Here is a 22,618-nt window from a genome sequence, read left to right as displayed (position 1 = left end):
GATGAAACTATTTGTGGGTCTGGGAAATCCCGGCGCGAAATACGCGCGGAACCGGCACAATATCGGCTTTATGGCGATGGATCAGATCGCGTCCGATCATGGCTTTGCCCCTTGGAAATCCAAGTTTCAGGGCGAGGTAACAGAAGGGCGTTTGGGTGCCGACAAGGTGCTGCTGCTCAAGCCCGGCACGTTCATGAACCGGTCCGGCCAGTCGGTGCAGGCAGCGATGCAGTTCTATAAACTCGAACCCGGTGATGTGACCGTTTTCCATGATGAGCTGGACCTCGCCCCCGGCAAATGCCGCGTCAAACAGGGCGGCGGGCATGCGGGGCATAATGGCTTGCGGTCGATCCACGGACATATCGGGGACGCCTATGGTCGTGTACGGTTGGGGATCGGGCATCCCGGCCACAAGGATGCTGTGGCAGGCTATGTGCTGCATGATTTCCCCAAAGCGGATGACGATTGGCTGGATGATCTGCTGCGCGGGATCGCGGATGGTGCGCCGCATTTGGCGGATGGCGATGCCGGCAAGTTCATGAATGCGGTGGCCCTAAGAGTGTCCCCGCCGCGGTCGTCCACATCGCCAGCCAAAGCGAAAAAGGCGGATGTGCCAAAGCCCGAACCAGAACCCGCGACAAAGCCAGACCCGGACACCCGCAACCCGTTGCAAAAACTGGTGGACCGGTTTCGGTGACGCTTTCGCAGGCGCTCTACGATCAGGCTGGTCATTGTGCCGCCCTCGACTCTCCATTCATGGCGCGGATGTTGCCCATGCTGGCCGAGATTTGGCCGGTTGGGTCGGCTCTCGACATGGCTTTACAGGGATTTGACGGAGATATCGGCCCCAAGGGACATTCCCTGCCGCTTCGATTGGCGTCGGGCCTGCACGCTTTGGTTCTTACTAAGGCAGACGCCACGTTGATCGCGGCCTATCCACCGCATGTGGTATCTGACGGTCATCTCAAGTCGGCGTTAAGCGATGCTTTGGCAGAGCATGAAGCATTCTTGATCGACTGGATCACGTCGCCGCCGCAGACCAACGAAGTGCGCAGGTCAGCTGTGTTGGTCGCAGGCGCACATGCTTTGGTGCATCGAACTGATGTGCCGAGGGTCTACCTTTCGGAATTGGGTGCAAGTGCTGGTCTGAACCTGATGTTCGACCATTACCCGCTGAATGTCGGCGCGACGCAGCGTGGGCCGCGGGAGCCTACTTTGACGCTAAAGCCAGACTGGGCAGGGCCTGCCCCGGTGAATGCACCTTTTGAAGTGACGGACAGGCGGGGTGTCGACCTCAATCCACTGGACCCACATGATCCGGGCCATGCACTGCGCCTGCGTGCCTATCTGTGGGCCGATCAGGATCACCGACTTGCGCTGACCGACGCGGCGATCAAGGCGTGCATGGCAGAGGTGGATTGCGCGGATGCAGTTGATTGGCTCGAAAAACGCCTGACATCCGCACCAACCGGGCAGATGCACCTGATCTTTCACACTGTGGCATGGCAATATTTCCCGACCGACCGCAAAATCAAAGGCACCGCCCTGATCGAAGCGGCGGGCGCAAAGGCCACGCCCGAAACCCCGCTAGCATGGCTGCGGATGGAGGCAGATTCCAAGACCCAAGGGGCCGCTGTCACCGCACGGCTTTGGCCCGGCGATCATCACATCAGCTTTGGTCGTGCAGATTTTCATGGCCGCTGGGTGGATTGGGCGGACCATCCCACCTAGGTTTCGTTGAAACCACCGCATCACAGGAGGCCAGAATGGAACCAGAAGACGCAATCAACGTGATGGGTGACCCGTTGGAGCAATGCTCGACTGACCCGCTCACTGGGTTTTTCCGGGATGGTCATTGCAACACATGCGCCGCCGATCAGGGAAGCCATACGGTCTGCGCTGTGATGACTGCAGAGTTCCTCGCTTATTCCAAATACGTCGGCAATGATCTGAGCACGCCGGTGCCGCAGTTTCGCTTTCCCGGGCTGAAGCCCGGGGATCAATGGTGCCTATGTGCATCACGGTTCCTGCAAGCGCATGATGAAGGCTGCGCGCCGATGGTCAATCTTGCGGCCACGCACAAGCGCGCGTTGGACATTGTGCCGATGCGTGTGCTTGAGCAGTATGACATCAAGGCGTCCGAGGCCTGACCCCGTTCACGACGCCTTTTCGATTTGGGGCATCGGCTCTGGCTTCGGCAAAGCAATGGGATCGGTCATCAATTCGTCGATAAAGAGGCTGAGCAATTGTGGGCGGCCCGACACCCCAGCCTTGCGATAAATCGCGTTGGTTTGCGCCTTGACCGTGCCTTCAGAGGTATTGCGCAAGCCCGCAATGTCGGCCGTGCTCAGGCCCTTGATTGAAAACAGTGCCACATCCCGTTCAGCGGGAGTCAGTTCCCAATCTGAAAAACGTTCTTCCAGTACGTCCATAAAGGCCCCTGAGGCAAGGCGCAGGCTTTGCTCTGCTGCGCGTTGGCGGCGAAGCGATCGCACCATAAGGGTTGCGCTGACCACCATTCCAAGGATCAGACCGATCACGGCACCAATCTGCGCCAGTTCGTAATACACCCACGCAATCGGTGACGACGCAAGACCAAGGACAGTGCCTAGGATATCCCACAACAGGAACAGACCGCTGGCGAACTGCAGCACCCCGAGCGGGATTAGGATCAACCAAACCTTCACAGGACGGCCGATGCCGAATGGGGGGACCGATCAATCGTCATCGTCATCCCCGCCGCCGCTGTCGTCGTCATCCCCACCGCTGTCGTCATCGTTGTCGTCATCACTGTCATCGTCGCGATCGTCATCTCGGTCATCATCCCGGTCGTCATCGCGATCGTCGTCTTGGCCATCATCGCGATCATCATCACGGTTGTCGTCGCGATCATCGTCTTGGTCGTCGTTAAGGTTGTCATCGCGACGGTCGTCGGCGTCGTCATCGCTGTCCGAGCGGTCGACATAGTCGCGCAGGATTGCCCCGGTCGATGGGTTAAGAATGATTTCACGACGTCCCCGCCCGCCTGTGGCCACGATCCGTGTCCGGCCAAGCAGAGTGCGGCCAATGGTGATCCTATGGTACCCTTGCCGTTTTAACTGGTCGATCACTTGATCTTGGGCTGTCTGGGCAAAAGCCGTCGCTGGAAAAGCGGCAGTCGCCAAGAGGCTTGCCAGAACCTGTCTTCGTTTCATTCTCAGTCTCCAAGAGGGACCCACCAATGCGGCGGACCCCTCTTCCAGTTAGGTATCAGACGTATCAGTCGTCGTCATTATCATCATCGTCGTCATCATCGTCACTGTCTTTGTCATCATCATCGTCGTCGTCATCGTCATCGTCATCGTCGCGGTCATCATCCCGATCGTCATCATCGTCATCGTCGCGGCCGCCACGGTGGTCATCGTCATCATCATCGTCCCGGCCCCCACGACGATCATCGTCATCGTCGTCATCATCAGAGCGACCAACATCTGCAAAATCGCGATTGCGGTCGCGAATGGATACGCCGGGGGCGGTGTCATCGTCAGAATCGACGCGTTCAATCTCTTGCTCGATCACGGCACCTGTAGCCCGATCAAACACTGTCTCGACTTTTTCGGTACCACGGACGGCTTCGACCTTGGTTTGGGTCAGACCATTTTTGACCTCGATCCGGGTGAAACCCTGCGCCTGAAGATCGCTGACAAGCTGATCCGTGTCGGTGTATCCATCGGGCAGGTTTGTAGAGACCACTCCAGTTCCGAGGCCGGAATTGTCCGACCCGCGGGCAACATCAACAAAGTTCCGGTCGCGGTTGCGGATTTCGATACCGGGGCGCGTATCGTCGTCTGAGTCGACGCGTTCGACCTCTTGCTTGAGGATGTTGCCGGTGGCGCGGTCATACACCACTTCGAGCTTTTGGGTGCCGCGGATCGCTTCGGCTTTGATCTGGTCGATACCATTGTCGATCTCGATGCGATCAAACCCCTGCCCTTTCAGGTCATTGACGATCTGATCGGTGGCGGATTGTGCAAACACCATGGTGCCTGTCAGTGTGGCGAATACGGCGGTCATCACTGTCTTTTTCACGGTTAAGTCCTTTCGTGTCCATTGGGCCTGCCATGCTGCAGACACCAACAACACTGACCCCTTGGATGTCGCGATGATATTTGCAGACGGTTTAGGGAGGGGTCCATAAACCGCCGCTCCATGCGTCTAAACCATGGTTTAGGCGGACCCTTGCGGTTCGAGCCCAACAAAAAACCCCTCGAACCAAAGGCACAAGGGGTTTGAAATTAGGGATTAGACCGAAGGTTTATGCGATGCGCGTTTAGCCCATATCGAATCCGAGGTGTTTGGCGACGGTAAAGATGTCCTTATCGCCGCGTCCGCACATGTTCATGCAGATGATGTGATCCTTGGGAAGGTCCGGCGCGATCTTCATCACATGGGCAAGCGCGTGGCTGGGTTCGAGCGCCGGGATAATGCCCTCCATCTCACAACACAGCTGGAACGCCTCAAGCGCTTCTTTGTCGGTGATCGACACATATTGCGCACGACCAATTTCGTGCAGCCATGCGTGTTCTGGTCCGATGCCTGGATAGTCGAGTCCTGCCGAAATGCTGAACCCTTCAAGGATCTGGCCATCGTCGTCTTGCAAGAGATATGTCCGGTTGCCATGCAGCACGCCGGGGCGTCCGCCAGTAAGTGAAGCGCAATGCTCCATTTTGGCGTTCACACCTTTGCCGCCTGCTTCGACGCCAATAATGTCGACCTCTTTATCGTCGAGGAACGGATAAAACAGGCCCATTGCGTTTGACCCGCCACCGATGGCCGCGATGATGGTATCCGGCAGACGGCCCTCGGCCTCGTGCATCTGGTCGCGGGTTTCCTTGCCGATGATGGCCTGAAAATCGCGAACCATCGCCGGGTACGGGTGCGGACCAGCGACGGTGCCGATGCAATAGAACGTGTCGCGCACATTGGTGACCCAATCGCGCAGCGCGTCGTTCATCGCGTCCTTCAGCGTGCCGCGGCCGGATGTGACCGGGATCACTTCGGCACCAAGAAGACGCATGCGGAACACGTTGGGAGCCTGGCGTTCGACGTCATGTGCGCCCATGTAGACGACGCATTTTAGACCGAACTTGGCACAGACCGTGGCGGTTGCCACACCGTGCTGGCCCGCGCCAGTTTCCGCGATGATGCGGGTTTTGCCCATGCGGCGGGCAAGGATGATCTGGCCCAGCACGTTGTTGATCTTGTGCGCGCCGGTGTGGTTCAGCTCGTCGCGCTTCATGTAGATTTTCGCACCACCCAAGCGTTCGCTCAGGCGTTCGGCGTGATAAAGCGGCGACGGACGGCCGACATAGTGCTTCCAGAGGAAGTTCATTTCAGACCAGAAACTGTCGTCGGTCTTGGCGCGCTCGTACTGCTCTTCCAGTTCAAGGATGAGCGGCATCAGGGTTTCGGACACGAACCGCCCACCGAAAATGCCAAAGCGGCCTTTTTCGTCAGGACCGGTCATGAAACTGTTGAATAGATCGTTCATCGCGCGCGCCTCTCTTGTCGAACGCGACACAGGTAGCGGGGTGGTGCGGGATGAGCAAGGGCAAGCGCCTTTGAATAGAGGCTTTCGGGCGACGTTTTGGAAGCCATACCAAACCATCAAATCAGCATTTTGGCTGCTTAATCCTCAACCGCCCTTTCAAGCGCCGGATAGCGTGCGCCAAGAGTAAGGCCGCGTGCCACGAATGAGATCAGCAGCGCCGCCCACAAGCCGTGATTGCCATAGGTCGGCACCAACACAAGTGCGGCGGTCGCATAGATGGCGGCAGAGAGCACCATCATGTTGCGCATATCTGCTGTGCGCGTCGCTCCGACAAAGATGCCGTCCAGCAGGAACGACCCCACCGCCAGCACCGGGGCCAGTGCCATCCATGCCAGATAGGTGCGCGCAGCGCTTTGCACGTCGGTGTTCTTGGCCATCAGATCAACCAATGGCGCACCAAAGAGCCAGAATCCCAGGCCAAGCAAGAACGCGCTGGCCAGCGCCAGCCTGCTCACCACCAAAGCTGCACGGCGCAGAGTTGCACGGGCCTTTGCACCTGCTGCTTGCCCGACAAGCGTTTCAGCAGCAAACGCGAAGCCATCCAGCGCATAGGCGGTGATATAGAGGAACTGCAACAGCACCTGATTGGCCGCCAGCGTCACATCTCCGAAATCAGCAGCAAGGAATATGAAGGACAAGAAAATCGCCTCGAGCAGCAGCGACCGGATCAGGATATCGGAATTGACCTGTGCCATGCGGACCAGTTTGGCGCGCTCAAAGACCCGCGCCCAGTTGCGCCAATCGGGCACTTTGAAGGCAGCGCGGCACAGATAAAGTCCCATCGCCAGCCCGCTCCATTCGGCGAGGAAGGTCGCAAAGGCCACACCGTTCACGCCCCAGTCAAAGCCCAGCACAAACAGGAAATTCAGCGCGACATTGACCCCGTTCATCCAGAACTGAAGCACCAATACAGCACGGGTGCGTTCCTGCGCGATGAGCCAACCCGTGATGCCAATGATCGCGATAGCTGCCGGGGCCGACCAGATCCGGATCGCCATATACCCGCTGGCCAGTGTTTCCACCTCATCGCTGGCCGGGGCGAGGTAAAAGGACGCCCAGATCAATGGGCTTTGCAATATGATAATCAAAGATCCGGCGATGAAGCCGATCATCAGGGCACGGGTGAGCAGCGCCGCGACCTCGGCGCGATCGCCCTGTCCCAGTGCCTGTGCAGCCAGCCCGGTGGTGCCCATGCGCAAAAAGCCGAACACCCAGTAAAGAGCCGACAGGACGATCGCGCCCAGACCAACCGCACCGATTGGGGCGGCTTCGCCCATCTGGCCGACGACGCCCGTGTCCACCGCGCCCAAGATCGGGATCGTCACATTGGACAGCACAATCGGCAGCGCGATGTTCAGAACGCGCCGGTTGGTGATGCTTTGCGGCGCTATGGCCGTGTCAGTCACTGGATGAATCGGACGTTTGGTCGGGCCTTGGCATCAAGAAATGTGCTGTTGCCTGCGCGAAAGGCCGGTCCCGATTATCTTGCCACGCGACAGCCTGCACCGATGCGTATCTCCGCCCGGCACGGGTGATCGTAGCGCGAGCATAGGCGTCGCGCGGCAGTCCGGAGCGCAGGTAGTCGACGGTAAAATCGATTGTCTTGGGCAGGCGGGGCAGGTCTCCTGCTGCCATCGCCTCGACATCCAAGCTGCCGCTTTCAAAGTCTTCCCAGATATAGGCCCAACTGAGCGAGATGACCGCCGTCACTTCGAGAAAGGCCGCCGTGACGCCGCCGTGGATTGCGGGCAGCATCGGGTTTCCGATCAGCTTGTCATCAAAGGACAGAAGGCCCGTCAATTCATCGCCGCGCCGGTCAAAGCTGATGCCCATGAAGTTGATATACGGCACACCGCTGACCAGCGCATTCAGCGCGGCATCGCGGCGTTGTTTGACAACCTGTACAGGTTCGGGGGCTTTGCGTGCCATGTCAGCGGCCCTCCACGGTGAAGGCGCCGGTGGCGGTGGCGACGGGGCGGTCTGTATCGGCGTCGCATGCGGTAGCGCGGACAAAGGCGACCGAACGGGTGATGTGATAGACCTCGGCCCGTGCTGTGATGGCCTGACCCGGGGTTGCAGCGCGCATGTAGTCGATGCGCAGGTCGATCGTCGCGGTACCTGCGGGGGCATCCGGGTGGCTCATCACTGCGGCACCGCCGCACGTGTCCATCAATGCCGACACCGCGCCACCGTGAATCACCCGCGTTTTGGGGTCGCCGATAAAGCGTTCATCATAGGGCATGGTAATTTCGGCCATGCCGTCTTCCAGCGCTGTAATCTGCATACCCAGCGCCTGGGAATGTGGGATGGTCTGGATAAACTGGCGCGCGATCTTGGCTTTGTCGGCGGTCATATGCGTCCCTTGTCCTTTGCCTTCGTTTACGCTGGAATCCGCTGTGATGCCAGACATGGCACGCTGTGGTTGCCCTTACCGAGGGTCGCTTTTATGGTCAGGCTGGGAGAAGGGGACAATATGACCGACCAGCGTCTGAGTTTCAAAGACATGTGCGCGAAGTTCGATGTGACGCCGCGCACATTGCGATACTACGAGTATATCGAACTCTTGCAGCCTGAACGCGAAGGACGATCGCGGTTTTATGGCCCCAAAGAGGTCGCGCGGATGACGTTGATCCTGCGAGGCCGAAAGTTTGGATTTCAGCTTGAAGACATCCGTCAGTGGCTCTTGATCTACGAAAACGAGGGCACCCAAGCGCAGATGCGCGCATGGATCGAGCTGGCCGACCGGCAACTGTCCGAGCTGGACGAGCAGCGCAAGCAGCTGGACGACGCGATCACCGAATTGCAGACATTGCGCAACGACACCGCCAAGACGCTCGACGGCTAACACCGTTCTTTTGGCCGCGTGGCGAAGTGTTGAATCTCGGATGACCTGAGTCGATCTGGCCTTGGACCAAGCACAGGGTATGGAATACCTGACCTGCCGCTCATGGTGCGCTCAAAGCGCTTTGAAAGAATATTTCGACCAAAGGCGGCTGACGTTGCCTGATCTTACGTCAACGCAAAAGTGACGTGGCGTCTGAGTTACGTCAACGTAAATTCCCATTGTAAGAAGACCTCAGCCTTCGCATTTCGATGCCATGACAGCACCGAAAAGGATGATGAAATGACCGACGACCGCATCATGACGATCAGGGAAATGTGCGACGTGTTCGACGTAACGCCACGCACCTTGCGGTTCTATGAAGCCAAGGAACTGATTTTTCCGATCCGCGAAGGCCAGAAACGACTGTTCACCAAGCGTGACCGCGCACGCCTTAAACTGATTCTGCGCGGCAAACGCTTTGGGTTCAGCCTTGAAGAAATTCGCCAGCTTCTGGACCTCTATCATATGGGTGACCAGCAGCAGACACAGTTGGCCCGCACCTACGAGATCGCACAACAGCGCCTTTCAGACATGGAAGCGCAGCGTGATGAACTGACCGAGGCCATTGACGAACTTAAGGAACAGATGCGTTGGGGCGAGAAAATGCTCGCATCAATGGATCAGACAAAACGCGCCGCTGAATAACCCACAGCCGCTTTAGGGAGACCCGCAATGCCAAGCTATACCGCCCCTCTGAAAGACATGCAGTTCATTCTGCAAGATGTTCTGAACGCTTCGGAACAGGACATTCCGGGTTACAACGAGCTTGACCGTGATTTCACAGGCGCGGTGATCGAAGAAGCAGGCAAGCTGGCCTCTGAGGTGTTGATGCCTCTCAACGCGGTTGGCGATACCGAAGGATGTACTCTGGAGAACGGCGTGGTGCGCACACCAGCCGGATTCAAAGAGGCATTCGACCAGATGCGCGATGGCGGTTGGACCGCGCTTGATTGCGATCCGGAATATGGCGGCCAGGGTCTGCCCTATATCATGCAGACCGCCGCGCAGGAGCCATTTGTATCCGCCAACATGGCGTTCCAAATGTATCAAGGCCTGACGCATGGGGCTTATTCGGCGATCTATATCCATGGCTCGGACGATCAAAAACAGACCTACCTGCCCAAGATGACGACCTGCGAATGGACGGGCACCATGAACCTGACAGAACCGCATTGCGGCACAGATCTGGGTATGATGCGCACCAAGGCAGTCCCTCAGGACGACGGCAGCTACAAGGTGACGGGTCAAAAGATCTTTATCTCGGCTGGCGATCACGACATGGCCGAGAATATCATTCACCTCGTTCTGGCGAAAATCCCCGGTGGACCGGACGGCATCAAAGGGGTGTCGCTTTTCATCGTACCGAAATTCATCGTCAACGATGATGGCACTTTGGGCGACCGCAACGGCGTGTCCGTCGGTAAGATCGAAGAGAAGATGGGCATCCACGGCAACGCGACCTGTGTGATGAACTATGACGACGCGACGGGCTATCTTGTGGGTGAGGCGCATAAGGGTATGCGTGCGATGTTCACGATGATGAACGAAGCGCGCGTTGGCGTTGGCTTGCAGGGCTATGCACAGGCGGAAGTGGCCTATCAGAACGCCGTAGCCTATGCGAATGACCGGCTTCAGGGGCGGGATGTGACAGGCGCCAAGGCGCCCGAGAAATCCGCTGACCCAATTATCGTGCACCCCGATATTCGGCGCAATCTGATGGACCAGAAGAGCTTTGTCGAAGGTGCGCGTGCCTTCACCTATTGGGGGTCTTATCTGATCGACCGGGCACATAAAAACGATGACGCGACCGCCGATGGCCTGATTTCCTTGCTGACCCCGATCATCAAAGGGTTCCAGACAGACAAGGGCTTCGAGATGGCGGTGAACGCCCAGCAGGTTTATGGCGGGCACGGCTACATCGAAGAATGGGGAATGTCCCAATTCGCTCGCGACGCCCGGATCGCCATGATCTACGAAGGTGCCAACGGCATTCAGGCACTTGATCTCGTGGGCCGCAAGTTGGCGCAGGATGGCGGCAAGCATGTCATGGCGTTCTTTGACATGATCAAGACGTTTGCTGCTGAAGCTAAGGGGCAAGACGAGGCGTTCGACCGCGAGTTTCTTGACCCCTTGAAATCGGCCTCCAAGGATCTGCAAGCGGCGGCGATGTACTTCATGCAAAATGGTATGAAGAACCCGAACAACGCTTTGGCGGGGTCCTATGACTTCATGCATATGTTTGGCCATGTCTGCCTTGGCTACATGTGGGCGCGGATGGGGCTTGCAGCCTCTAAAGCTTTGACAGACGGTGCATCGGACGTGGCGTTCTACGAGACAAAGCTGGCCACCGGGCGCTACTACATGGCACGACAGCTTCCGGCGACCAAAATGCACCTGGCCCGGATCGAAACCGGGGCCGACCCTGTGATGGCACTGGAGGCCGCAAACTTCTAAACAAGGTGGGTGACAGACCCATCCTAAAAGGGATGACATGCCGAAACGCTTTCGCCTGACCCGCCGCTTTCCGGCGGCCATGACAGAAGACGGTTATCGCCGCCTTAAACGGTTTGCCGACGATGCGGGTTTGGACGAAGGTGAGGCCCTGTCATTCCTTTTTGAGAACTTCGACAGCGTCACGGATTCCGAGGCGCTGGGACACCGGCTCAGGCTGTTCAATGCAGAGCTCGAGGCGCGCAAGAGATAACGCATCAGGTCCGGGAGGGGAGCCACATGCGATCAAGCTGGATGACCGACGAGCACGCCATGCTCGCCGAGATGACCGCGAAATTTATCGAGACCGAGTGGCAGCCTTTGTATGACACATGGCGCAAACAAGGTCAGATGGACCCGGAGACATGGCAACAGGCTGGAGAGCTTGGATTGCTCTGCCCGTCCGTGCCGGAAGAATACGGCGGGGTTGGTGGCGACTTCGGCCATGAGGCTGTGATCCTGATGGAAGCGGGCCGCGCCAATCTGGCGTCTTGGGGCCATGGCATCCATTCCGGCATCGTTGCGCATTATGTCCTGGCCTATGGCACGGAAGAGCAAAAGAAACGCTGGCTGCCGAAAATGGTCACGGGCGAACTGGTCGGCGCCCTGGCAATGACCGAACCCTCTGGTGGGTCAGATGTGCAGGGTCTCAAGACCCGTGCGGTCAAGGACGGCAACGCCTACAAACTGTCGGGACAAAAGACCTTCATAACCAACGGCCAGCATGCCAACCTCATCATCGTCGCGGCCAAGACTGATCCGTCGCTCGGATCCAAAGGAACGTCTTTGGTCGTCGTGGAAACTGACGGCGCAGAGGGCTTTCAGCGCGGGCGTAATCTCGAAAAGATCGGATGCCACGCTGCGGATACCTCAGAGCTGTTTTTTGACAATGTCGAGATTGCGCCGGAGAACCTGCTTGGCGGCGAGGAAGGCCAAGGTTTCTATCAAATGATGAAGCAGTTGCCGCAAGAACGCCTCATCATCGGCTGTGGCGCTGTTGGCGCGATGGAAGGCGCGGTTGCGCGCACCATCACCTATTGCAAGGAACGCGAAGCGTTTGGCGGGCCGCTGACTCAGTTCCAGAATACCCGCTTCAAGCTGGCGGAATGCAAGACCAAGACCACTGTGGCGCGCGCGTTTCTAGACAATTGCATGGAAGAGCACTTGCGAGGCGAACTGACGGTTGAGAAGGCCGCGATGGCGAAATACTGGCTGTCGGACACGCAGGGCGAAGTGCTTGATGAATGTGTGCAGCTGCATGGTGGCTATGGCTATATGCAGGAATACGCCGTTGCTGAAATGTGGGCTGATGCGCGTGTTCAGCGGATCTATGGCGGTACGAACGAGATCATGAAAGAACTGATTGCGAGGGCGCTTTGATGCATCGAGAGGTCGTGCAAACGGAGAATGCGGAATGCCTCCGGCGGGAGTTTATCTGGCAAGATGAAGGAGCGCGACAAGCTCCACCCCGCCAGTTGGCCTCTTTACCACGCGGCCTCAGGCACTGTCGGCGTGGCTTCACCTTGCACATGGCTCAACTCTCCAGTCTGCCATGTATACCTAATGTGGGGCAGTTAACCTTAACGGGTCGTAAAGAAGAGACCGATTCCAGCTTCATCTTGCCGGATAAACTCCTGCCGGAGGCATCCTGTCTTATCCGGCAAGAACCGAATGTCGAGGACCAGACACCATGACCATCCAACTCTATTGCTTTGGCGAAAGCGGCAACGCCTACAAGGCAGCCCTTGCGCTGGAACTCAGCGGCCTCGATTGGAAACCAGTGAAGGTGGATTTCTTTGGCGGTGAGACCCGTACACCGGAGTATCGCGCCGACATTAATCCGATGGGCGAGGCGCCCGTATTGGTCGACGGCGACGTGCGGCTAACTCAATCCGGTGTGATTCAGATGTATGTATCCGAGACATCAGGCAAATTCGGTGGGGCGACCCCAGAAGAGGCGCGCGAGGTGATGCGGTGGGTGTTCTGGGACAATCACAAGCTGTCGTCACAAGCTGGAATGACGCGGTTCTTGATGAACTTCCTGCCAGAGGACAAGCGGCCCAATGAGGTGATCAAGTTCATGCAGGGCCGGCTAAGCGCAGCGTATGACGTGCTCAATGCACATCTCGAGGGGCGCGACTGGATTATTGGTGACGGGATCACAAATGCCGATATCTCGTGTTGCGGTTACCTTTTTTACCCCGAGCCGTTCGGGTTCAACCGTGCGGACTGGCCCAATATCGACCGCTGGCTTTCAGGCATCGAAGCCCTGCCCGGCTGGAAACACCCATACGATTTGATGCCCGGATCCCCTGCGGATCGGGCCTGAGACGGAGAACAGAATGACTGAAGCGTATATCTACGACGCCGTTCGCACACCACGAGGCAAGGGCCGCAAGGACGGCAGCTTGCATGAGGTGACATCGGTACGGCTGTCGGCGCAGGTGCTGGACGCTGTGAAGGACCGAAACGGGCTTGAGGGTCATGCGTTCGAAGACGTGATCTGGGGCAATGTCACGCAAGTGGGCGAACAGGGCGGTTGCCTTGCGCGCACTGCCGTCTTGGCCTCGGGGCTTGATCAATCCATTCCCGGACTCGCGATCAACCGGTTCTGTGCGTCAGGCATGGAAGCGGTGAACCTGGCCGCCAACCAGGTGCGCGGTGGCGCGGGTGAAGCCTATATCGCCGGCGGGGTCGAGATGATGGGCCGTGTGGCGATGGGCAGCGATGGGGCGGCAATTGCCGTCGATCCGTCTGTTGCGATGGAGACCTATTTCGTTCCACAGGGGATTTCGGCTGACATTATCGCGACGGAATATGGCTTCAGCCGCGATGACGCGGACAGTCTGGCGGTCGAAAGCCAACGGCGTGCCAAGGCGGCGTGGGATGACAATCGCTTTGCCAAGTCGATGCTGACTGTGCGCGACCAGAATGGTTTGCCAATCCTCGATCATGACGAATACATGCGCCCGACCACGGATATGCAGAGCCTTGGCGCGCTGAACCCGTCGTTTCAGCAGATGGGCGAAGTGATGCCCGGATTCGATGCCATTGCGCTTATGAAGTATCCGCATCTGGAGCGGATAAATCACATCCACCATGCCGGCAATTCGTCTGGCATCGTTGACGGCGCTGCGGGCGTTTTGATCGGCAACAAAGAATTCGGCGAGAAATGGGGACTGAAACCTCGCGCGCGAATTAGGGCCACCGCCAAAATCGGCACTGATCCGACCATCATGCTGACCGGGCCAGTTCCTGTGACCGAGAAAATCCTTGCGGACACCGGTATGAGCATCAGCGATATTGACCTTTTCGAAGTGAACGAAGCCTTCGCATCGGTTGTACTGCGCTTCATGCAAGCCTTCGACGTAGACACTGACAAGGTGAACGTGAACGGTGGGTCGATCGCCATGGGTCACCCGCTGGGGGCAACCGGCGCGATCATCATCGGCACACTGTTGGACGAGTTAGAACGCACGGGCAAAGGCACAGGCCTTGCCACGTTGTGCATCGCCTCGGGCATGGGGGCCGCTACAATCATTGAACGCGTCTAGGTCCGTGTCCGGCAACGATCATAGAACGGCCTACGAGATAGGTTACGCGTTGCTTGATATGACAAAGGCAGCCTATTTCGCGAATGATTTCACGCTGTTTGCGCGAGCGTTCATGTTGCCGCATGAGCATGTGACACTGCAGGGATTTGCTGTTCTGGAAACCGAAGAAGACCTGCGCATGCTGTTTGACCGGATGCAGGCAGAGTTCCAGCGGCTGGAGGTGGACAATATTGCCCGCCAATTGATCTCTGCCGAATTCGTGACGCCGCACAACATACTTGCCACGGCGGTGACGCAGCTTTTTTCGAATGGAGTGCTTGCCAACCAACCCTTTGCGGTTCAGTCGACACTGCTGCGGTGCGGGCAACACTGGCGGATTGCCACGGCGAATTACGCGATACCGCTCGACGCAGGCGGGTTGCCAGACGCAATTATGCCAGACGCATTTCCATCCGAGATCAAAGGCATGGGATGATTGCCGCTCATCACATACAACCCAAAGCTTTATACATTCGAAAACGAACCGTTACCTAAAAGGAGTAATCCCCAGCAAACAGAAAGAGGCGACCCATGACAGACGTGGCACCGAACCACAGCCCGAAGGCGGGCCGGAGCGAACAATGAGCAATGTGATATCTGACAAAGCGGATGTGACCGGCAAAGGTGCCCGCATCCAGACGCCTCGCGGGGCATTCATGTGCCGTGGCATGGCCAAGTCGCTTGCAATGCCCCTGTCCCCCGGTTGCCTTTGCAAGGAGAGTGCAAAATGACGTCCGGCCTCGCAATGAAGATCTACCAAAAGAACCTCGACGCGGTCTCGGAAGCGCTCATGGATGGGGATCTGCCCAAAATGATGCGCCATATCGCGATCCCGAACATGATGTCGACCTGTGACAAGGAAATCGTCATGTCTTCGCCCGAGGAACTGGACATGGTGATGTCGGATTTCCGCACCCAATTGCTGTCACACGGGGTCGAAACCTATACCCGCATCTGTCTTGAGGCCGATTTTGTTGTCGGACGCAACGACATGATTGCAGGCCGTCACGAGACAAGCACAACTGGTGCTGATGGTGTCGCGGTCAGCCCTTATCTCAATCACATGGTTCTGATGAAAATCGACGACCAGTGGAAAGGGGTTTGGCTGCAGGCGGTCATGAAGAACACGGAATTAGAGAGCCTCAGCCCCGATATTGCAGACGCACAGGCCGAAGCCCACCGCGTTCTCGAAACACTTCGACGCTGAGGTGCAGACAGAAAGACCCACGAAAGGGAAACGCTAGAATGACCGATTTCACACTGACCAAGGACGCCGAAGGCGTTGCCACGATCACTTGGGACGTTCCGGAGAAATCCATGAACGTGCTGAGCTTTGAAGGTCTTCAGACCCTAAATGATCTGGTGGATGACGCACTGGCCGATGATGCGGTGAAAGGCATCATCATCACGTCGGGCAAGGCGGATTTTGCCGCTGGTATGGACCTGAACGTGCTAGCCACCCTGCGCGATGCCGGTGCCGAGGCAGTGTTTGATGGGATCATGAAAATGCACGGTGTGCTGCGCAAGATTGAACGCGCGGGCATGGATGCAAAGACCAACAAGGGCGGCAAGCCTGTTGCAGCGGTGCTGCCGGGAACGGCGCTTGGTATTGGTCTTGAGATTCCGTTGGCCTGTCACCGCGTGTTTTCTGCGGACAACCCCAAGGCCAAGATCGGTCTGCCGGAAATCATGGTTGGTATCTTCCCCGGTGCTGGTGGCACAACCCGTGTCGCGCGAAAGATGGGCGCGATGGCGGCGTCACCTTTCTTGCTGGAAGGCAAGCTGTCTGATCCGAAGAAAGCCAAGGCGGCTGGGCTGATTGATGAGGTCTCTGCAGACCCTATGGCCGATGCGCGCGCCTGGGTGCTGAGTGCGGGCGACGCGGACATCGTCAAGCCGTGGGAAACAAAGGGCTATAAAATGCCCGGAGGCGCACCTTATCACCCTGCAGGATTTATGACCTTTGTCGGTGCCTCTGCAATGGTCAACGGTAAAACCAAAGGCGTCTATCCGGCAGCCAAGGCGCTGTTGTCGGCGGTCTATGAAGGTGCATTGGTGCCGTTTGACACCGCCCTCAAGATCGAAGCACGTTGGTTTACGTCCGTGATGATGAACCCATCGTCTTCCGCGATGATCCGGTCGCTGTTCATCAACAAAGGTGCGCTGGAAAAAGGCGCTGTTCGACCAGACGATGTAGATGATCAGCGCGTCAAAAAGGTTGGCGTGTTGGGCGCTGGCATGATGGGCGCGGGCATTGCGTTGGTATCGGCGCAAGCAGGGATCGAGGTTGTCTTGCTCGACCGCGATCAAGCAGCGGCGGACAAGGGCAAAGCCTATTCCGCAGAATACGCAGCCAAAGGCGTTTCGCGCAAAAAGATCACGCAGGACAAGGCCGACGCGATGCTGGCCCAGATCACAGCAACCACAGATTATAATGATCTGACTGGTTGCGATCTAATCGTTGAAGCGGTGTTCGAAGACCCCATGATCAAGGCGGACGTAACCGCCGAGGTCGAAAAGGTCATCGGCGAGGACTGCATCTTTGCGACCAACACGTCGACCCTGCCGATCAGCGACTTAGCAAAAGCGTCAAAGCGACCCGAGCAGTATGTCGGCATCCACTTCTTCAGTCCGGTCGAAAAGATGATGTTGGTCGAGATCATCAAAGGTAAGAAAACCGGCGATCGTGCCGTTGCCAAGGCATTGGATTTCGTCCGTCAGATCCGCAAGACACCGATCGTGGTGAACGACGCGCGGTTCTTCTACGCCAACCGCTGCATCATTCCGTATATCAACGAAGGTATTCGGATGGTGAAAGAAGGCGTGTCCCCTGCATTGATCGAGAACGCCGCCAAAATGGTTGGCATGCCGCTGGGTCCATTGCAGCTGGTCGATGAAACCTCGATTGATTTGGGTGCAAAGATTGCCCGCGCCACCCGGGCCGCGATGGGCGATGCCTATCCCGATGGTGCGGTGGACGAAGTGATTTTCTGGATGGAAGAGCAAGGGCGTCTGGGCCGCAAATCGAAAGCCGGGTTCTACGACTATGACGACAAGGGCAAGCGCCAAGGGCTGTCCGAAGTGGTCAAAGCACAGTACCCAGAGGCAGATGACCAGCCCGATCTGATTGATGTGCAGCACCGGTTGCTGTTCGTGCAATCGCTCGAAGCGGTACGTGCGTTGGAAGATGGTGTGCTGATGGACATCCGCGAAGGCGATGTTGGCGCGATCCTTGGCTGGGGCTTTGCGCCGTGGTCGGGTGGCCCGCTGTCCTGGTTTGACATGCTGGGCGCAGAATATGCAGCGGCTCGCTGTGATGAGCTGACCGAGACATTTGGCGACCGCTTTGCCTGCCCCGAATTGCTGCGCGAGATGTCAGCAAAAGGTCAGAGCTTTTACGGACGGTTCGCGCCGGACGCGAAGGCCGCGTGATCGCGTAGGCCGGGCAATTGCCCGGCGTGACTGTGAATGTCGGGCTGAAGCCCGGCATTCTACTTATTCGGCTACCAAGGCAGCAAATCGGTCCATCCGGTCAATCTGCGGGGCCATTGTGCACCACTCGTCTGCAACGGCGACCCAATGTGCGTCGCGGGTTTCAGCGTGAACCACGATACGTCCGGGCTCGGTTGTGATCTCGGGCACTGCGATCATGTTCAGGAAAAGAGCAAGGGCTTCGGCAGTCAGACACATGGGAAAACTCCTTTTTCAAGTGTCCTCCCATGAATGATGGCTACCTCTGACGGGTGTTGGATCAAGCTTAATCCCCAAGTCTTGATTCACGCTGAACAGTATTACTGCAATGCAGCAATACTGCATTTGGTGCTTTCTTGACGGGCAGACCCAAGCGGTTTGCCCAGAAATCAGGCATCAAACCGATACCCAAACTGCGCGATGTCGTGTTCACACATCTCTGCCACAGCCCGCGCAGATTGGCCGGAATAGGCCGTGCGATAGTCGCGCGGCCTGTCAGACGCGTTCGCGTGGGGCAGTTCCAGACGAAAACCAAGATGAGCTGAGACCGGGGCCAGGTCTTGTTCCAACGCTTCAAGCCGCACATAGGCCGCTGCGCGATTGATCCCGGCGGCGTCAGTGACATAGCTTGCATAGGGCGAAGCGCGCAGGCTGGCGCCGGTACCGGGGTGCAGCACGAAATCCTCAAACGGAACCGCCTTGGCCAAGGCGACCGCAGGATGGTCAAAGCTTTGCCCGCGCAGCCAGTGGTAATAGCTGACTATCCGGTCCCATGGGTTGCGCACCAGCGTGAAGACGAACATGTCGTTCAGCGCATCTGGTTTCAACACCCCGTCGATGTCTGCCAAAGTGCTATGCTTCCAAAGCCGTCCCTTCGCGGTCAGCTTTTTCAACCTGCCCTTGCGCTTGATCGCTTTGGGTGTGTCTCCGATCAGAATGTCATCCCGATGCGCCCGATCTTCAAGCGCCAAAGCCAGCGATGTGCCACCCGTTTTGGGGATATGCACAAAGATGAATTTCCGGGCGGGTGAGATGATCATGCGCAAGAGTTGTCAGTTTGCGGCAGATCACGCAAGTTTGGGCTTTTCCCCTGTTCGATCCCTGCGCTATGTCACGCTGTACAGATTGTCGCAGGGGAGGTCACGACATGGGTTGGATGCGGGATGAAACCGGGTTGGAACGGCGTGCGGCGAATTATGTGCCGTTGACGCCCCTATCGCATTTACAACGCGCAGCAGAGGTGTTTCCCGACACGATTGCCGTCGTGCATGGGCCGCATCGAAAGACCTACGCCGAATACCATGACCGCGTGACCCGCCTGGCCTCTGCTTTGGTGGCGATGGGTGTAAAACCGGGTGATGTGGTGGCGACCGTCTTGCCCAATATCCCCGCTCAGGCCGAGGCGCATTTCGGGGTTCCAGCCTGTGGTGCGGTGCTCAACACCATCAACACGCGGCTGGATGTGGACACGATTGCCTATATCCTCGACCACGGCGAAGCAAAGGTCGTTCTGTGTGACCCACAGTTCATGCCGGTTCTGGCCGAAGCCATCGAACAAATGGAGGGCCCGGCCCCCAAGGTGATCGAAGTGGCCGATCCGCATGAAGGCGTGAATGCGTCGAGCGACTATCCAGAATACGAAGACGTACTGGCTGGTGCTGACCCGGATTTCCAATGGCTTATGCCCGAAGACGAATGGGAAAGCCTCGCGCTCAACTACACCTCTGGCACCACCGGACGGCCCAAGGGCGTGGTCTACCACCATCGCGGTGCATACCTGATGACAATGGGCACGGCAGTAAGCTGGGAAATGTCGCTGCGGCCCAAGTATCTGACCATCGTGCCGTTGTTTCACTGCAATGGTTGGAACCACACGTGGATGATGCCGATGCTCGGCGGCACAATTGTGTGCTGCCGCGACATCAGCGCAAAGGCGATCTATGACGCGATTGCAGATGAAGGTGTCAGCCATTTCGGCGGCGCGCCCATTGTTCTGAACATGATCGTCAACTCGGACCCAAGCGAACGGCGGGACTTTGACCATCTGGTAAAAGTTTATACCGCGGGCGCGCCCCCTGCCCCGGCGACGCTGGCCAAAATTGGCGACCTGGGCTTCCACGTGATGCAAGTTTACGGGCTCACCGAAACCTATGGCCATGTCACCGAATGCGTCTGGAACGGCGCGGACTGGGACGGGCTTGACCAAGATGCGCAATCCGCGATCAAGGCGCGACAAGGCGTGGCGTTCCCGATGATGGAAAAGATCGACGTTATCGGCGATGACGGCACTCCGGTGCAACGTGATGGCACAACACAGGGCGAGATTGTCATCCGCGGCAATTCGGTGATGAAAGGTTATCTCAAGAACGCAAAGGCCACCGAAGAGGCATTTGAAGGTGGCCACTTCCGATCTGGCGATATCGCGGTCATGCATCCCGACAACTATGTGCAGATCGCCGACCGGGCCAAGGACATCATCATCTCAGGTGGCGAAAACATCTCATCCGTCGAGGTCGAAGGGTGCTTAATGGCGCATGACGCGGTGATGCTGTGCGCCGTGGTGGCCAAACCGGACGACAAATGGGGCGAGGTGCCTTGCGCCTTTGTCGAGTTGAAGGGCAATCATTCTGTGACTGAAGAAGAATTGATCGCCTTTGCCCGATCCCGGTTGGCAGGGTTTAAGACACCCAAGACAGTGGTATTTGAAGAACTGCCAAAGACATCAACTGGCAAGATCCAGAAATTCCAACTGCGCGAACGGGCAAAAGGTCTCTAGGATGTCGCAGTCTGGCCAGCCCGACCGCCAGCTCACTTAAGACACTGCATCCCCCCCTTGTCCCGCATTGCGCGAAACGCCGTGCGGGTGTACTCTTGCGTCTAATCAACGAGGCAGAGCAGCCCGAATGACCGCGCTGAAGGAATTTCAACGGCTCGAGGCCGAAGGTGTCTGGCGTGCAACGCCCGCCGACCAGCGTAAGGATGTGATCGTATCCTTGGGCGATGCCTCGGTGACGATCCTTGATTTGCGCGAAAACGTGCTGGCGCATTGGTCGATTGCGGCTGTGGCCCGCGCCAACAAGGGCCAACGGCCCGCGATTTATCATCCGGACGGCGACCCGGGCGAAACGCTCGAATTTGGGGACGAAAGTGCGCAGATGGTCGAAGCCATCGAACGCATCCGTTCGGCCATCGACAAGTCGCGCCCGAAACCCGGCAAACTGCGATTCTGGATCACCGGGCTGATCGCGGCGTCCGTCATCGGCGGGATCGTGTTCTGGTTGCCGGACGCGTTGCTGCGGCACACCGTGCAGGTGGTGCCGTCGGTTAAACGTGTCGAGATCGGGGACGCCCTGCTTGCCCGGATCACGCGAATTTCTGGTCAGGCCTGCATGACACGTGACGCGCGCGAACCGCTGCGGCGCTTGGCCTCGCGGGTCTTGGGTCCGGCGCAAAGGGGCGCGCTTGTTGTGCTTCCCGGCGGCGTGACGACAACGGCACATCTGCCCGGTGGGCGCATTTTGCTGAACCGGTCCCTGATCGAAGATCCCGAAGAGCCGGATGTGACCGCTGGCTATGTCCTGACGGAACGGTTGCGGGCGCTGTCGCAGGATCCGCTTGAGGAAATGCTGATCCAGACCGGCCTATGGTCGAGCCTTCGACTGTTGACCACTGGCGAGATGGCCGACGCCGATTTAGATCGGTACAGCGAATACCTGTTGGCGCAGACACCGGGCGACCTGTCGAACGATGTGATCATCGCGGGGTTCGAAATGGCAGAATTGCGCACGACGCCTTACGCCTATGCGGTCGATATTACCGGGGAAACCACCCTGCCATTGATCGAAGCCGATCCGATGTCTGGCCGAGACGCGCGCCCGGTTCTAAGCGATGCCGACTGGTTGCGCTTGCAAGGCATCTGCGGCGAGTGATCAGTGGCCAAGGCCTTTGCCACGCCCAACGATCACCGGTTCTTTGATCTTTTGCCCCCCGCTCAGCAGCTTGCGCGGCACAGTGTTGCTCCAGATTTGCTGGGTCGCGCGGTAGCCCTGACGGGTCATGTGGGCGCGATGCGGGTTCAGGCGGTCATCCTCCCAAGCAGGTTTGTAGCCTTTGGGAACAGCAGCAAGCGTATTGCCTTGCGCATCATAGACATGTTTGGGGACGATGCGCTCCTCGTAGACCCGGCGTTGTGGGGCAGCTTGGGTCTTGCTGATTTTCCGGGCCTGCACCGTCCGGTTCGGCACTGATGGCACGACACGCTGCGGTGTGATGATCACCGGTGCGGCCTCGGCTACGGTGATGGTGGGCTCGGGGCGGGCAAGACTGGGTTGCTGGCCGCAGATCGGAGTGCGGTCACGCGACACACGCGGCACCCAGTTAACGGCCCCATCGACACCGGCCCGCACATAGACGCAGCCACGGCTATCGACATATTGCGTGGCGGTATAACTGGACGGCGGAAACTCCGCCGGTGGGCTGACCTGCAACCCCTGCGCCGAAGCGCATACTGATGAAACAATCACCGCGACCACAGCGGTCACGGTCTTGAATGTATATTCGGTCATGTCTCTGTCCCCACAGATGTGGTCC

At 58.0% G+C, this 22,618-nt stretch carries 26 protein-coding genes; 16 read left to right on the top strand and 10 right to left on the bottom strand.

The features are described 5' to 3' along the window. The first annotated feature begins 1 nt into the window (after position 1). From pth to ACTG4M_RS05735, 3 genes are read left to right on the top strand one after another with little or no spacing between them, the layout of a single operon-like run. Positions 2–697 carry an aminoacyl-tRNA hydrolase gene (gene pth / locus ACTG4M_RS05745; RefSeq protein WP_439122684.1) on the top strand — a complete coding sequence of 232 codons (696 nt, stop codon included), beginning with the start codon at positions 2–4 and terminating at the stop codon, positions 695–697. Further along, the gene (locus ACTG4M_RS05740) at positions 694–1,731 is read left to right on the top strand and encodes a DUF2332 domain-containing protein (RefSeq protein ID WP_439122683.1); all 1,038 of its coding nucleotides are present in this window, start codon (positions 694–696) and stop codon (positions 1,729–1,731) included. The genes pth and ACTG4M_RS05740 overlap by 4 nt, the downstream gene beginning before the upstream one ends. A gap of 35 nt (positions 1,732–1,766) precedes the next feature. Next, the gene (locus ACTG4M_RS05735; protein ID WP_439122682.1) at positions 1,767–2,150 is read left to right on the top strand and encodes a DUF2237 family protein; all 384 of its coding nucleotides are present in this window, start codon (positions 1,767–1,769) and stop codon (positions 2,148–2,150) included. A 6-nt stretch (positions 2,151–2,156) separates the two neighbouring features. Here ACTG4M_RS05735 and ACTG4M_RS05730 read toward each other — a convergent pair whose 3' ends face one another. The 7 genes from ACTG4M_RS05730 to ACTG4M_RS05700 all read right to left on the bottom strand — a co-directional run bounded on the left by ACTG4M_RS05730 (position 2,157) and on the right by ACTG4M_RS05700 (position 7,943). Beyond that, on the bottom strand, positions 2,157–2,687 hold the full coding sequence (locus tag ACTG4M_RS05730; RefSeq protein ID WP_439122681.1) for a helix-turn-helix transcriptional regulator: 531 nt from the start codon (positions 2,685–2,687) through the stop codon (positions 2,157–2,159). A gap of 30 nt (positions 2,688–2,717) precedes the next feature. Further along, a complete protein-coding gene (locus tag ACTG4M_RS05725) occupies positions 2,718–3,194 on the bottom strand; it encodes a hypothetical protein (RefSeq protein ID WP_439122680.1) in 477 nt (158 codons plus the stop codon). 64 nt (positions 3,195–3,258) lie between these two features. Beyond that, entirely contained in the window at positions 3,259–4,068 is an 810-nt protein-coding gene (locus ACTG4M_RS05720; RefSeq protein ID WP_439122679.1) for a hypothetical protein, read from the bottom strand. Positions 4,069–4,309: 241 nt separating this feature from the next. Further along, positions 4,310–5,530, bottom strand: coding sequence for a tryptophan synthase subunit beta (trpB, locus tag ACTG4M_RS05715; protein ID WP_439122678.1), 1,221 nt, complete (start codon positions 5,528–5,530; stop codon positions 4,310–4,312). A gap of 137 nt (positions 5,531–5,667) precedes the next feature. Next, positions 5,668–6,996, bottom strand: a complete 1,329-nt coding sequence (locus ACTG4M_RS05710) for an MATE family efflux transporter (protein ID WP_439122677.1) — start codon at positions 6,994–6,996, stop codon at positions 5,668–5,670. After that, positions 6,989–7,519, bottom strand: coding sequence for a PaaI family thioesterase (locus tag ACTG4M_RS05705; RefSeq protein ID WP_439122676.1), 531 nt, complete (start codon positions 7,517–7,519; stop codon positions 6,989–6,991). The genes ACTG4M_RS05710 and ACTG4M_RS05705 overlap by 8 nt, the downstream gene beginning before the upstream one ends. Before the next feature lies 1 nt (position 7,520). Further along, entirely contained in the window at positions 7,521–7,943 is a 423-nt protein-coding gene (locus ACTG4M_RS05700) for a PaaI family thioesterase (RefSeq protein WP_439122692.1), read from the bottom strand. 120 nt (positions 7,944–8,063) lie between these two features. Between ACTG4M_RS05700 and ACTG4M_RS05695 the strand changes: the two genes are divergently transcribed. The 11 genes from ACTG4M_RS05695 (at position 8,064) to ACTG4M_RS05645 (ending at position 17,989) form a co-directional block, all read left to right on the top strand. Continuing rightward, positions 8,064–8,435 (top strand): MerR family transcriptional regulator, encoded by a 372-nt coding sequence (locus tag ACTG4M_RS05695; protein WP_439122675.1) that lies wholly within the window; start codon positions 8,064–8,066, stop codon positions 8,433–8,435. Positions 8,436–8,714: 279 nt separating this feature from the next. After that, positions 8,715–9,119, top strand: coding sequence for a MerR family transcriptional regulator (locus ACTG4M_RS05690; RefSeq protein ID WP_439122674.1), 405 nt, complete (start codon positions 8,715–8,717; stop codon positions 9,117–9,119). 27 nt (positions 9,120–9,146) lie between these two features. Next, a complete protein-coding gene (locus ACTG4M_RS05685) occupies positions 9,147–10,928 on the top strand; it encodes an acyl-CoA dehydrogenase C-terminal domain-containing protein (protein WP_439122673.1) in 1,782 nt (593 codons plus the stop codon). A gap of 37 nt (positions 10,929–10,965) precedes the next feature. Further along, a complete protein-coding gene (locus ACTG4M_RS05680; RefSeq protein WP_439122672.1) occupies positions 10,966–11,178 on the top strand; it encodes a hypothetical protein in 213 nt (70 codons plus the stop codon). Between the two features lie 26 nt (positions 11,179–11,204). Beyond that, positions 11,205–12,344 (top strand): acyl-CoA dehydrogenase family protein, encoded by a 1,140-nt coding sequence (locus ACTG4M_RS05675; RefSeq protein ID WP_439122671.1) that lies wholly within the window; start codon positions 11,205–11,207, stop codon positions 12,342–12,344. Between the two features lie 310 nt (positions 12,345–12,654). After that, positions 12,655–13,293, top strand: a complete 639-nt coding sequence (locus tag ACTG4M_RS05670; RefSeq protein WP_439122670.1) for a glutathione S-transferase family protein — start codon at positions 12,655–12,657, stop codon at positions 13,291–13,293. A 13-nt stretch (positions 13,294–13,306) separates the two neighbouring features. Next, positions 13,307–14,518, top strand: coding sequence for an acetyl-CoA C-acetyltransferase (locus ACTG4M_RS05665; RefSeq protein ID WP_439122669.1), 1,212 nt, complete (start codon positions 13,307–13,309; stop codon positions 14,516–14,518). A 4-nt stretch (positions 14,519–14,522) separates the two neighbouring features. Then, positions 14,523–14,993, top strand: a complete 471-nt coding sequence (locus tag ACTG4M_RS05660) for a hypothetical protein (protein ID WP_439122668.1) — start codon at positions 14,523–14,525, stop codon at positions 14,991–14,993. Between the two features lie 145 nt (positions 14,994–15,138). Further along, the gene (locus tag ACTG4M_RS05655) at positions 15,139–15,288 is read left to right on the top strand and encodes a hypothetical protein (protein ID WP_439122667.1); all 150 of its coding nucleotides are present in this window, start codon (positions 15,139–15,141) and stop codon (positions 15,286–15,288) included. Beyond that, entirely contained in the window at positions 15,285–15,764 is a 480-nt protein-coding gene (locus ACTG4M_RS05650) for a hypothetical protein (protein WP_439122666.1), read from the top strand. The genes ACTG4M_RS05655 and ACTG4M_RS05650 overlap by 4 nt, the downstream gene beginning before the upstream one ends. A gap of 38 nt (positions 15,765–15,802) precedes the next feature. After that, a complete protein-coding gene (locus ACTG4M_RS05645) occupies positions 15,803–17,989 on the top strand; it encodes a 3-hydroxyacyl-CoA dehydrogenase NAD-binding domain-containing protein (RefSeq protein ID WP_439122665.1) in 2,187 nt (728 codons plus the stop codon). Positions 17,990–18,052: 63 nt separating this feature from the next. Here ACTG4M_RS05645 and ACTG4M_RS05640 read toward each other — a convergent pair whose 3' ends face one another. Beyond that, on the bottom strand, positions 18,053–18,247 hold the full coding sequence (locus tag ACTG4M_RS05640; RefSeq protein WP_439122664.1) for a hypothetical protein: 195 nt from the start codon (positions 18,245–18,247) through the stop codon (positions 18,053–18,055). A gap of 170 nt (positions 18,248–18,417) precedes the next feature. Then, positions 18,418–19,068, bottom strand: coding sequence for a sulfotransferase family 2 domain-containing protein (locus ACTG4M_RS05635; RefSeq protein WP_439122663.1), 651 nt, complete (start codon positions 19,066–19,068; stop codon positions 18,418–18,420). A gap of 107 nt (positions 19,069–19,175) precedes the next feature. Between ACTG4M_RS05635 and ACTG4M_RS05630 the strand changes: the two genes are divergently transcribed. Together ACTG4M_RS05630 and ACTG4M_RS05625 are read left to right on the top strand one after the other, a co-directional pair. Continuing rightward, the gene (locus tag ACTG4M_RS05630; RefSeq protein ID WP_439122662.1) at positions 19,176–20,804 is read left to right on the top strand and encodes an AMP-binding protein; all 1,629 of its coding nucleotides are present in this window, start codon (positions 19,176–19,178) and stop codon (positions 20,802–20,804) included. Positions 20,805–20,931: 127 nt separating this feature from the next. Continuing rightward, positions 20,932–21,957: a hypothetical protein gene (locus ACTG4M_RS05625; protein WP_439122661.1), complete on the top strand. Its 1,026-nt coding sequence runs from the start codon at positions 20,932–20,934 to the stop codon at positions 21,955–21,957. Here the strand turns inward: ACTG4M_RS05625 and ACTG4M_RS05620 are convergent, their stop codons facing one another. After that, the gene (locus tag ACTG4M_RS05620; RefSeq protein ID WP_439122660.1) at positions 21,958–22,593 is read right to left on the bottom strand and encodes a hypothetical protein; all 636 of its coding nucleotides are present in this window, start codon (positions 22,591–22,593) and stop codon (positions 21,958–21,960) included. Between the last annotated feature and the right edge of the window lie 25 nt (positions 22,594–22,618).

This window comes from Marivita sp. (assembly GCF_965656765.1).
Taxonomy (GTDB): Bacteria; Pseudomonadota; Alphaproteobacteria; order Rhodobacterales; family Rhodobacteraceae; genus Marivita.
Note: the sequence above shows the minus strand (reverse complement) of the source record. Positions and strands in the feature narration are given on the sequence as shown.